The 11,117-nt window shown below is 73.9% G+C and carries 10 protein-coding genes; all 10 read right to left on the reverse strand.

Annotated elements, in window-relative coordinates:
- Window positions 1-29 precede the first annotated feature (29 nt).
- Complete coding sequence (locus tag AC4H2S_RS20980; RefSeq protein ID WP_491498931.1) at window positions 30-1,682, reverse strand: bifunctional uroporphyrinogen-III C-methyltransferase/uroporphyrinogen-III synthase; 1,653 nt, start codon at window positions 1,680-1,682, stop codon at window positions 30-32.
- Window positions 1,679-2,635, reverse strand: a complete 957-nt coding sequence (hemC, locus tag AC4H2S_RS20985; protein ID WP_491498932.1) for a hydroxymethylbilane synthase — start codon at window positions 2,633-2,635, stop codon at window positions 1,679-1,681. Before hemC ends, AC4H2S_RS20980 begins: the two co-directional genes overlap by 4 nt.
- Window positions 2,636-2,696: 61 nt before the next feature.
- Window positions 2,697-3,983: a glutamyl-tRNA reductase gene (locus AC4H2S_RS20990; RefSeq protein ID WP_491498933.1), complete on the reverse strand. Its 1,287-nt coding sequence runs from the start codon at window positions 3,981-3,983 to the stop codon at window positions 2,697-2,699.
- The gene (locus tag AC4H2S_RS20995) at window positions 3,980-4,654 is read right to left on the reverse strand and encodes a redox-sensing transcriptional repressor Rex (protein WP_491498934.1); all 675 of its coding nucleotides are present in this window, start codon (window positions 4,652-4,654) and stop codon (window positions 3,980-3,982) included. The genes AC4H2S_RS20990 and AC4H2S_RS20995 overlap by 4 nt, the downstream gene beginning before the upstream one ends.
- Window positions 4,655-4,848: 194 nt before the next feature.
- Window positions 4,849-5,997, reverse strand: a complete 1,149-nt coding sequence (locus tag AC4H2S_RS21000) for a glycosyltransferase (protein WP_491498935.1) — start codon at window positions 5,995-5,997, stop codon at window positions 4,849-4,851.
- 57 nt (window positions 5,998-6,054) lie between these two features.
- A complete protein-coding gene (locus AC4H2S_RS21005; RefSeq protein WP_491498936.1) occupies window positions 6,055-7,005 on the reverse strand; it encodes a PxKF domain-containing protein in 951 nt (316 codons plus the stop codon).
- Between the two features lie 93 nt (window positions 7,006-7,098).
- Window positions 7,099-7,680, reverse strand: a complete 582-nt coding sequence (locus tag AC4H2S_RS21010) for a TMEM165/GDT1 family protein (RefSeq protein WP_491498937.1) — start codon at window positions 7,678-7,680, stop codon at window positions 7,099-7,101.
- Between the two features lie 253 nt (window positions 7,681-7,933).
- A complete protein-coding gene (locus AC4H2S_RS21015; RefSeq protein ID WP_491498938.1) occupies window positions 7,934-8,902 on the reverse strand; it encodes an LLM class flavin-dependent oxidoreductase in 969 nt (322 codons plus the stop codon).
- 326 nt (window positions 8,903-9,228) lie between these two features.
- A complete protein-coding gene (locus AC4H2S_RS21020; protein WP_491498939.1) occupies window positions 9,229-9,471 on the reverse strand; it encodes a glutaredoxin family protein in 243 nt (80 codons plus the stop codon).
- Window positions 9,468-11,027 carry a class I adenylate-forming enzyme family protein gene (locus AC4H2S_RS21025; RefSeq protein ID WP_491498940.1) on the reverse strand — a complete coding sequence of 520 codons (1,560 nt, stop codon included), beginning with the start codon at window positions 11,025-11,027 and terminating at the stop codon, window positions 9,468-9,470. The genes AC4H2S_RS21020 and AC4H2S_RS21025 overlap by 4 nt, the downstream gene beginning before the upstream one ends.
- Window positions 11,028-11,117: the final 90 nt, after the last annotated feature.

Raw genomic sequence — 11,117 nt, forward strand, 5'->3', positions numbered from 1 at the left:
TCCCCAGCGGCGGCTGCGGTGTCGTTCGACTACTTGGCGCGGGCCTTGCGGCGCCCGGACGCGGTGCGCTCGCTCGGGCGGGTCACCTGCTCACCGGCCTCCACCATCGCCAGGCGCCGGGCGGCGCCGAAGGCGGCCAGCGCGTCGACGAGCACCTCCACGTCGGGCGTGGGGGCGAGCACGTCGACCCGGAGGCCGTGCTCCTCGGCGGTCTTGGCGGTCTGCGGGCCGATGACCGCGATGATCGTCGAGGGGTGCGGCTTGCCGGCGATGCCGACCAGGTTGCGCACCGTCGAGGACGAGGTGAACACGACCGCGTCGAACTTGCCGGTCTTGATCGCGTCGCGGACCGGCGCGGGCGGCGGCGTGGCGCGCACCGTGCGGTAGGCCGTGACGTCGTCGCACTCCCAGCCGAGGTCCACCAGGCCCGCGACGAGGTTCTCGGTGGCGATGTCGGCGCGGGGCAGGAAGACCCGGTTGATCGGGTCGAGCACCTCGTCGTAGGGCGGCCACTCCGCGAGCAGGCCGGCGGCGGACTGCTCACCGGACGGCACCAGGTCGGCACGCAGGCCCCAGTCGGCGATCGCCTGGGCGGTCTTGTCGCCCACCGCGGCGATCTTCAGCCCGGAGAACGCGCGGGCGTCGAGGCCGTACTCCTCGAACTTCTCGCGCACCGCCTTGACGGCGTTGACCGAGGTGAAGGCGATCCACTCGTAGCGCCCCTCGACGAGGCCGCGCACGGCCTTGTCCATCTGGAGCGGGTTGCGCGGCGGCTCGACCGAGATGGTCGGCACCTCCTCGGGCACGGCGCCGTACTCACGCAGGCGACGCGACAGCGAGCCCGCCTGCTCCTTGGTGCGGGGCACCAGGGCACGCCAGCCGAAGAGCGGCTTGGTCTCGAACCACGACAGCGTCTGGCGCAGGTCGACGACGTCGCCGATGACGGTGATCGCCGGCGGCGCGACGCGGGCGGCGCGCACGTCGGCGGCGACGTTGGCGAGGGTGGAGATGAGGGTGCGCTGCTCGGTCGTGGTGCCGACGCGGGTCATCGCGACGGGCGTCTCGGGCGAGCGACCGGCCTCCATGAGGGCGGCCGCGGTCTCGCCGATGCTGCCGACGCCGGAGAGCAGCACGAGGGTGCGGTCGTCGGCGTAGGCGCTCCAGTCGACCTTCTCGCCGCAGGTGACGACGGCCATCTCCCGGTGGCGCTTGGTGGTCAGCGGGATGCCGGCGTAGGCCGGGACCGCGCTCACCGACGAGACGCCGGGGACGACCTCGAAGCCGACGCCCGCCTTCACGCAGGCCTGCGCCTCCTCGGGGCCGGAGGCGTAGAGGAACGGGTCGCCGGTCATCAGGCGGACCACGCGCTGCTTCTTGCCGTGGCGCACCACGACCTTGGCGCGCGAGGCGTGGGTGAGCGGCTGGCCGTCCTCGCCGAAGCCGCCGTCGACGATCTCGGGGCCTCCCTCGAAGCCGTCGGGGCCCTCGACGAGGCCGAGGACCGAGCGGACCAGGGCGACGTGCTCGGGGGCCTCGGTGACGATCACCTCGGCACCCTGGAGGAGCTCCACGGCGCGCACCGTGAGAAGGCCCGGGTCACCCGGTCCGCTGCCGACGAACGACACCCAACCCTGGGCCGGGGTGGGCGACGTGCTGGCCTGGGGGGTCTGTACTCGCGTCATGCGTGCTGATTCCTCACTGGTGGTGCTTCCATCAGGTCTGCTGCTCCCTCGTCGAGCATCTCGCTCGCGAGGCGTGTACCGAGTCGTGCGGCCTCGTCGACCGGGCCGGTGGCGCTCCTCCGCACGGAGAGGCCACCGTCCTCGGAGAGGGCCACGGCGCGCAGCCAGAGCTCCTCGCCGTCCTCTCCCTCGACGACCTCGGCCAGGGCGCCCAGCGGGGCCGAGCAGCCGGCCTCGAGGGTGGACAGGACCGCGCGCTCGGCCGTGACCGCGGCACGCGTGGCGGGGTCGTCGAGTCGTGCCAGGGCCTCGACCAGCTCGGCGTCGCCGGAGCGGCACTCCACGGCCAGGGCTCCCTGGCCGGGCGCGGGCAGCATCTGGAGCGGGTCGAGCACCTCGGTGGCCTCGTCGAGGCGGCCGAGACGCGACAGTCCGGCGCGGGCGAGCACGATCGCGTCGACCTCTCCGCTGCGCACCTTGCGGATGCGGGTGTCGACGTTGCCGCGGATGCCGACCAGCTCCAGGCCCAGGCCGAGGGCCGCGAGCTGGCTAACGCGGCGGGGCGACCCGGTGCCGAGGCGGCTGCCGGCCGGCAGCTCGCCCAGGGTGAGGCCGTCGCGGGCCACGACGACGTCGCGGGGGTCCTCGCGGGTCGGGATCGCGGCCAGGGCGATCCCGTCGGCGGGCGTGGTGGGCAGGTCCTTGAGCGAGTGCACCGCGAAGTCGACGCGCCCGTCGAGGAGGGCGTCGCGCAGGGCGCTGACGAACACCCCCGTGCCGCCCATCTGGGCGAGCGGGGTGGTGCTGCGGTCACCCTCGGTCGAGACCTCGACGAGCTCGACCTCGCGGCCGAGCCGCTCGCGGACGAGGTCGGCGACGAGTCCCGACTGGGTCGTGGCGAGCGCCGAGGCGCGGGTGCCGAGCCGCAGGGGCGCGGTCTGCTGCGTGCTCATGCGGGGTCCTCGCGGCGTTGTTCGGGGGAGCGCAGCGGAGGAGAAGAACGTCGTGGGGTGCTCACTGCTGGCCCTCCGCTCGTGAGATGGCGTCGACGGCCTCGGGGTCGAGGCGGAAGAGCTCGGCGAGCGCGGCGGTGTAGGACACGGCCGGCTCGGCGTCGGCGAGCTCCTTCACCCGGACGGTGGGCTCGTGGAGGAGCTTGTCGGCAACCCGGCGCACGGTGTGCAGGATCTCCGCGCGGGCGGCCTCGTCGAGGTCGGGCAGGCGGGAGGCCAGCCGGTCCATCTCGGCGTCGACGACCGAGGTGGCCATCGAGCGCAGGGCGACCACGGTGGGGGTCACGCTCGCCTGGCGTCGTACGGCGAGGAACGCGCTGATCTCCTGCCCGACGATGGTGCGCACGTCGTCGACGCCGGCGGTCGCCTCGAGGCCGCGCAGCTCGTCGGCGAGGCCGGCGAGGTTGATCAGCTCGACCCCGGGCAGGTCGGCCAGGGAGGGGTCGACGTCGTGGGGCAGGGCGAGGTCGATGACCGTCAGCGGCCGGTCGCTCGAGCCGCGGGCGGTGACCACGTCGCCGAGGCGGACCAGCGGCTCGGGGGCGCCGGTGCACGAGATGACGATGTCGGCGGTGGCGAGCTGCTCGCCGAGGGCCGTCAGCGGCACCGACTCGGCGCCGTACTCGTCGGCGAGCCGGTCGGCGCGGGCGGCCGTGCGGTTGAGCACGGCGATGCTGGCGGCGCCGCTGCGCGAGAGGTGGGCCACCGCGAGCGAGGCCATCGCGCCGGCGCCGATCACGAGGGTGCGGGCTCCGGCGACCGGCACCGAGCTGCGCTCGAGGGCGGCGGTGACCAGCGACGGGGCGGCCCGGTCGATGTCGGTCTCGGCGTGGGCGCGCTTGCCGACGCGCAGCGCCTGCTGGAAGAGCGTGTTGAGCGCCGGGCCGACGGTGCCGTTCTCCTGGCCGACGCGCAGCGCCTCGCGGGTCTGGCCGAGGATCTGGCCCTCGCCGACGACCATCGAGTCGAGGCCGGCGGCGACCTGGAACAGGTGGGAGACCGCGCCCTCGTCGTAGTGGACGTAGAGGTGCGGCAGCAGCGCCTCCGCGGGCTGCTCGGCGCGCGCGACCAGGAGGTTCGAGAGGTCCTCCACGCTGCCGTGGAAGCGGTCGACCTCGGCGTAGACCTCGAGGCGGTTGCAGGTCACGATGGCGGTCGCCTCGGAGACGTGCTCACCGGCCATCACGTCGTCGATCAGCTTGACCGTGCCGTTGCCGTCCAGCGCGAGCCGCTCGAGGAGCTCGACCGGGGCGGACTTGTGGGAGATGCCCACGACGAGGACGCTCACGACACGACCTCCGAGCCGGGCGCGACCGACTTGCGCTGCTCGTGGTAGGCGAGGATCTGCAGCTCGATGGAGAGGTCCACCTTCCGTACGTCGACGCCGTCCGGCACCGTCAGGACGGCGGGGGCGAAGTTGAGGATGCTGGTGATGCCGGCGGCGACCATGCGGTCGGTGACCGACTGGGCGGCGACGGCGGGGGTCGCGATGACGCCGATCGAGACGGCGTGCTCGGTCACGATCGACTCGAGGTCCTCGAAGGGGCGCACCTCGAGGCCGGCGACGACCTCGTCGTGGCGCTCGGTGTCGGCGTCGAGGAGGGCGACCACCCGGAAGCCGCGGCTGCGGAAGCCGGAGTAGTTGGCCAGGGCGTGGCCGAGGTTGCCGATGCCCACGATGACGACGGGCCAGTCCTGGGTGAGGCCGATCTCGCGGGCGATCTGGTAGCGCAGGTACTCCACGTCGTAGCCCACGCCGCGGGTGCCGTAGCTGCCGAGGTAGGACAGGTCCTTGCGGAGCTTGGCGCTGTTGACGCCTGCGGTGGCCGCGAGCTCCTCGCTGGAGCACGTGGTGGTGCCGCCCTCGGCGAGGCCGGTCAGGGCTCGCAGGTACACGGGAAGCCTGGCGACGGTCGCCTCGGGAATGTCCCGGGCAGAGTCGGGGGTCCGTGCGGTCACAGCTGCTTCTTTCCAGTCCCTGCGAACCTCGCGTGGACCCGGCCACTGTAGGAGTTTGTGAACGGGAGAACAAAACGGCAGGAGCGCGGGCTAGCACATGTGAGATGAGCCACCTCACGCGGGGGTCTCCTGACTTGCATTCGGGTCCCGGCGGCGTTACAGGGCGAGGGCCGGAGGTCGGTTCGCGGCGTCCCTCAGGACGCGGCCCGCTCCAGCGCCTCGACGGCGACCGACGTGTCGGGAAGGGCGGACAGCTCGCCGGCGACGGCGCGGCACCGCTCCCGCACCTCGACGTCGGCGAGGAGCCCGCGCGCGAGCGAGGCGACCTCGTCGGGCGCGGCGGTCGCGGCGTCGAGGACGGCGGCGACGCCGAGCTCTGCGGCACGCCTCGCGTTGTGCGGCTGGTCGGCCCCCAGCGGCAGGAGCAGGGACGGCACGCCGTGCGCCAGCGTCGCCATCAGGCTGCCCGAGCCGCCGTGCGAGACGACCAGGTCGACGTGCGGCAGGAGCTCGTGCTGGGGGACGAAGCGCTCCACCCGCACGTGCGGCGGCTGCGGCCCGAGGTCGGCGGGGTCCGTGCGTCGTCCGACCGTGGCCACCACGTCCACGCCGAGGGTGCCGAGCCCGGCCAGCAGGCGCTCGAAGAGGTCGCCCGACGCGGCGTTGAAGATCGTCCCGAGGGTCACGTAGATGCTCGGCCCGTCCGTGCGCCCGCCCGTGCGCCGGCCCTCGTGCGGGTGTGCGGCGGACCGGTAGTGGGTCGGCTCGACCCGCAGGGGCGCCTCAGGGCTGCGGAAGGACGGCGGCGCGTCGCTCAGGACCAGTCCCGACGTCAGCCTGGTGAGCCCGGGGTCCGGCGCGAGCCCGTGCTCGGCGCGGACGGCGTCGAGCCGGGGCGCGACGAGCTCGGGCCGGACCAGCAGGCCGGCGGCGAGCACGAGGTGGGTCGCGACGGGCACGTCGAGCAGCTCGGCGGCGACGGTCGTGCCCAGGTCGGTCTCGTCCCTCAGCACGAGGTCGGGCCCGAACTCGCGGATCACGTCGGGGACCGCGAGCGCCATCCGGCGTGCTCCCCGGTCGGCGAAGTTGTCGGCGAACTCGCGCTCGGTCGCGCGGGCGTCGAGCACCGCCAGCGGGGTGCGGCCCTGGCTCTCGGAGGCCTGGTCGTGGTGTGGCCGGGGGCTCGTCGCGGAGGCGGCGAACCCGGCCTCCTCGATCTGCGGGACCAGCCCGCCGGACCCGGCGATGGCCACCTCGTGCCCGGCGTCGCGCGCCGCACGTGCCAGCGGGAGCAGCGGCGCCAGGTGGCCGAGGCCGCCGACGAACGTGACGAGGAGGCGCATGGCGTCCGAGCGTAGGCGCTCCACGCCCCCGCCTGCCCGAGCAGGCCGGCGGCGCCCTCAGAAGCGGAAGTCCTCGGTGCGGGTCACCCCGTCGACCGTGAGCCCGACGCGGTAGCACCCCTTCCACGACTTCGACGTCTTGAGGTTGAGCCGGTAACGGCCACCCCCGAGGTCCTGCAGCCCCGACCCGCCCGTGGGGCGCGCCTCGACGGGGTCGCCCGTGTCCTCGTCGCTGGCGCAGTCGTAGGGCTTCGCGAGGCCCGAGACGTCGGCGGCGGTCAGCCCCAGGACCGGTCGACCGGCCCGGCTGGCCGAGAACGTGAACGGGATGGTCCGGCCCGGCTGGGCCACGTTGAGGACGCCGGCGTCGACCGGCGGCCCGTAGGCGCTGAGCTCCAGGCCGGCCACGGGCGAGTCCCCCGGGGCACACGACACGTCGAGCGTGACGGGGCCGAGGAAGGTCGGGGGCACGTACACGATCTCCGTGCCGACGACGCGGTAGGACCCCGGCGCCACGTAGGCACTCAGGTGTGTCGCGACGAGCGTCCGCACGGTGGTCTGGAACAGGATGTTGCTGGCCACCGACCTCGGGGGGTCGGTGCGGCCGAACGCGGTCGAGGAGAACCCGCCGGGGAAGGCCCCGCCGCCGTCGTCCCAGACGAACGAGACCGCATAGGTGTGGGCGTCGCCGCGAGCCGTGTAGGTCTCGCCGGGCAGCATGGTCGGCACCAGCTCGTCGGGGATGCGGATCGAGAGGGTGTCGGGACCGGGGTTCGTGGAGTCGTTCGCCGCCACTCCCTGGAACGGGGTCGTGGTGCCCGACGCGGTCGGCTGGGCGTTGACCCACTGGCAGGCCGCGGACCCGGCCCACTCGTCCGCCCCCTCCTCGGCGCCGGCTGCTGCGGGGACGGCGAGCAGCAGGGCCGCTGGGACGGCGAGTGCCTGGGCCGCCGCGAGGCCTCGATGTCTGGCGGGTGGTCCGGCTGGGGATCGGGTGACGATTTTCACGGGGGCTCCTCGGGTGGATGCTGGACCCCCAGCAGTAGTACGCCTCGCGCTGCTCGGCATCGGGCGAATGCCCGTGGTCTAGCGCGGCACGCCTCAGCCGGCCAGCCGGATCCCGTCGGCGATCAGGAGCAGGCCGAACGCGGCGAACAGGGCCGCGGCGCCCCACCTGATGACGTGCTCGGGGAGCTTCGTGCCCAGCACGGCACCGACCCCGATGGCCAGCGCGTCGGCGGCGACCATGCCCACGGTGCTGCCGACCCAGGTGCCGAGCCAGCCCTCCTGGGTCGCGAGGGTGATGGTGGCGAGCATCGTCTTGTCGCCCAGCTCGGCGAGGAGGAAGGCGATGCCGACGGCGAGGATCGCCGCGCCCTGGCTGTTGCGGGCCTTTGCGGCCTCGTCCTCGGTGAGCTCGTCGCCGCGGAGCGTCCACGCCGCGAAGCCGAGGAAGGCGACGCCGGCGACGACCGAGATCCACTGCTGCTGCTCGGCGAAGGCGTCGCCGATCCAGAAGCCGATGCCGACGGAGGCGAGGTGGACGACGGCGGTGGCGGCGGTGATGCCGATGAGGACGTCTCGCACCCGGTAGCGGGCGGCGAAGGTCATCGCCATCAGCTGGCTCTTGTCGCCGAGCTCGGCGACGAAGATGACGGCGGTGCTCAGCAGGAGGGCGTTCATCTGGTGCGGGTCCTCTCCGCGCCTGAGCCGGAGGGCGTGCGACCAGATCCTGGACGACCCTTCGACCAGGCCGGTCCGTGAAGGGTCAGCGACTGGTCGAAAGTCTCGTCCGCCACCTGGGTGGCCTGTCGCGCCGGGCCCGGGGGCCAGCATGTCGACGCGACTGTTGGGGACTACTCCCTTTCGAGGCCCCACCCTACGCAGCCGGGCCCTACGACACCCAGCCCGCGCGCCGAGGCGCTGGTCACACTCCTCAGCCCACGACGTCGCGCAGCATCCGGTCGGACTCCAGCTGGGCCTCACGGTCGTACGTCGAGGTGCTCGCCAGCAGCTCGTCCGCCCCGCTGCGCTCGGCCAGGTCCTCGATGCGCCGGCGCACCGTCCGGGCACTGCCGGCCACGGCGCGCGCGAGCGACGCCTCGACGCGGCGGCGTACCTGGCTGGTCCACTCGACGGCGCGGATGTCGGCGACGCTGTCGAGCGGCGGGAACTCGCCCGCCTGGCGTGACATCGCCATGGCCCACGCCTCCGGCAGGGCGAGGTCGCGCGCGGTCTCGTCGTCGTCGGCCAGCAGCACGTCGAGCGCGACCGTCACCCGCGGCCGGCTGCCCTCGTGCGGTCGGAACGAGCGGCGGTACGCCTCCAGCGCGTCGGCGAGCTCGTCGGAGTCGAGGATCGGGCCGCCCACGACGACGGGCAGCCCGAGGCGGGCCGCCACCTCGAGGCCGCGGCCGGTGGCGAGCAGGTGCATCGGCACCGGCCGCCCGGTCGCCGGGCGCGCGGTCACCTCGGCGGTGCCGTCGAGGTATCCGCGCAGCTCGACGAGATCGGCCTCGAAGGTGTCGGGGTCGTCGACGTCGCGGCGCAGCGCGCGGCGCACCGGCGGCGTGAAGCCGAGCGAGCGGCCGAGCCCGAGGTCGACGCGACCGGGGTGGAGCGCGTCGAGCACGAGGAGCTGCTCGGCCACCACGAGGGGCTGGTGCAGCGGCAGCATCACCCCGCCCGACCCGATCCGGATCCGCGTCGTACGGGCGCCGATCGCCGCCAGCAGGACGGCCGGCGACCCCGACGCGATCCCGGGCACGCCGTGGTGCTCGGCCACCCAGAACCGCTCGTAGCCGAGCCGCTCGGCCCCCACCGCCCGCTCGACCGTGTCGTCGATCGCGGCGGAGTCGGGCTGCCCGCGGCGGGTCCTGGAGCGGTCGAGGAGGGAGAGCTTCACCCCTCCCCCAACACTCCACGCCCCGCTCAGCATCCCGAGCGCCGAACCACCGCCATCACGACATCGTGGAAGATCCACGTCACCTGATGGCTCGGATCCTCCACGATCCCGTCGAAGTCCCCGCTCAGGCGGGGACTCCGACAACGCGCACCACCCGCGCCGAGGGCGTACGCCTCCTGGCGGCCCGGACGACCGTCGTCACCACATCGTGGAAGATCCACGTCACCTGGTGGCTCGGATCCTCCACGATCCCGTCGAAGTCCCCGCTCAGGCGGGGACTCCGACAGCGCGGACCACCGGCGCCTGCCGGCAGCCCGAGGGAGGCGTCAGGCGCCGAGGGCGGCGCGGAGGCGCGCCTCGTCGACACGCCAGAAGTCGTGCTGCCTGCCGTCGACGAAGGTCACCGGGATGTCCTCGCTGAAGCGGTCCTCGAGGTCGCCGTCGGTGGTGATGTCGACCTCCTCGAAGGACTCGCCGACGTCGGCGCAGACGCGGGCGATCACCTCGCGGGCGTCGTCGCAGAGGTGGCAGCCCGGGCGGGTGTAGAGGGTCACGCGGGCGGTCGTCACGGGAGGAGCCCTCGCGTACGACGTCGCTCGAGGGTGCGCAGCCGGCCCTTCTGCACCGCGCCGGTCAGCGTGACGGGCAGCGCCTCGACGACCTCGACGCGCGAGGGCTGCTTGAAGCGCGCGAGCCGGTGCTCGGCGTGGGAGCGGACGGCGTCCTCCAGGTCGGCGGGCACCCCGGCGTCGGCGGACGCGACGACGTAGGCCACCACGGCCTCGCCGGTCGTCTCGTCGGGGACGCCGATCACCGCGGCGTCGGCGACGCCGTCGACCTCGCGCAGGACGTCCTCGACCTCGGTCGGGTAGACGTTGAAGCCGCTGACGATGACCAGCTCGTTGACCCGGTCGACGAGGAACAGGTCGCCGCTGGCGTCCAGGAAGCCGACGTCGCCGGTGCCGAACCAGCCCTCCTCGTCCGGGCCGTCGGACCCGTCGGGCCAGTAGCCGCTGAACAGGTTGGCGCCGCGCACCTGGATCTCGCCGGGGTCCTCGCCCTCGACCTGCCCCCATGTCTCGTCGACCAGTCGCAGCTCGATGCCCGGCAGCGCCGCGCCCAGCGACCCGGGGTGCGGGTCCCGGCTGCACAGCGTGCTGGTCACGACCGGCGCGGCCTCGGTGAGCCCGTAGCCCTGGTGCACCGGGATGCCGGTGATGGAGGTGAACTCCTCGACCACCGCCGCCTCGAGCGGCGCCGAGCCGGACAGCACGAGCCGGACCGGGCCGAGCCGCTCGCGCAGGTGCTCGTCGGGCAGCCAGTGGGCGAAGACCGGCGGGGCGATCGGCACCACGCTGCAAGCCTCGTCGTCGATGAGGTCCAGCACGGCCTGCGGCTCGAAGCGCTCGACCAGGAGCAGTCGGGCCCGGTGGCGCAGCACCCCGCCGAGGACCGCGTTGAGCCCGTAGACGTGGAAGAGCGGGAGCACGCCGAGCACCACGTCGTCGCCGTGCATCATCGGCGGCTCGACGGCCGCGACCTGCTCGATGTTGGCCAGCAGCGCCCGGTGGCTGAGCATCGCGGCCCGCGGCAGGTCGGAGGTGCCGCCCGTGTAGAGCAGGGCGGCGAGCTTCTCGGGGTCGGGCAGCGGCGGGACGGGGCGTACGACGTCGGCGCGGAGGTCGTCGAGGGCCACCTCGCCGTCGCCGGGGGCGGCGCCCGTGACCACGACCAGCGGCCGGGCGACATCGGGGTCGAGGCCGGCCAGCGCCGTGCGGACGGCGTCGAGCGCGGTCTCGTCGGTCACCAGCAGCCGGGTGCCGGAGTCGGCGACCATCCGGGCGAGCTCACCGGCCGTCGACCGCGGGTTGACCGGGACCGCGACGACCTGCGCCCGCAGCACGCCGAGGTAGGTCGTGACGAACTCGATGCGGTTGCCGACGGCGATCATCACCCGCTGGCCGGCGCGGATGCCGTGGGCTCCCAGGCCGGTCGCGACACGGGCCACCTCGTCCTCGAGACGCGACCACGTGAGGGAGCGTCCGCCGCTCTCCACGAGGGCCTGCCGGTCGGGGACGTCGGCGGCAGCCTCGGCCACCAACGCAGAGATGTCGTCGCGCGGCATGCCCCGATCCTTCCACAGCTGATATGTAGGCACCTGCTGTCAAGGGCAGGTTGAGGCGCCCGTCCCACTGATGGTGGGGCGGGCGCCTCG

Source organism: Nocardioides sp. Z13_37 (assembly GCF_058355585.1).

What these genes read in the sequence shown, in the direction of transcription:
- AC4H2S_RS20980 (WP_491498931.1), bottom strand. Translation starts at nt 1,682, where the DNA reads ATGACGCGAGTACAGACCCCCCAGGCCAGCACGTCGCCCACCCCGGCC.
- hemC (WP_491498932.1), bottom strand. Translation starts at nt 2,635, where the DNA reads ATGAGCACGCAGCAGACCGCGCCCCTGCGGCTCGGCACCCGCGCCTCG.
- AC4H2S_RS21000 (WP_491498935.1), bottom strand. Translation starts at nt 5,997, where the DNA reads ATGCGCCTCCTCGTCACGTTCGTCGGCGGCCTCGGCCACCTGGCGCCG.
- AC4H2S_RS21010 (WP_491498937.1), bottom strand. Translation starts at nt 7,680, where the DNA reads ATGAACGCCCTCCTGCTGAGCACCGCCGTCATCTTCGTCGCCGAGCTC.
- AC4H2S_RS21025 (WP_491498940.1), bottom strand. Translation starts at nt 11,027, where the DNA reads ATGCCGCGCGACGACATCTCTGCGTTGGTGGCCGAGGCTGCCGCCGAC.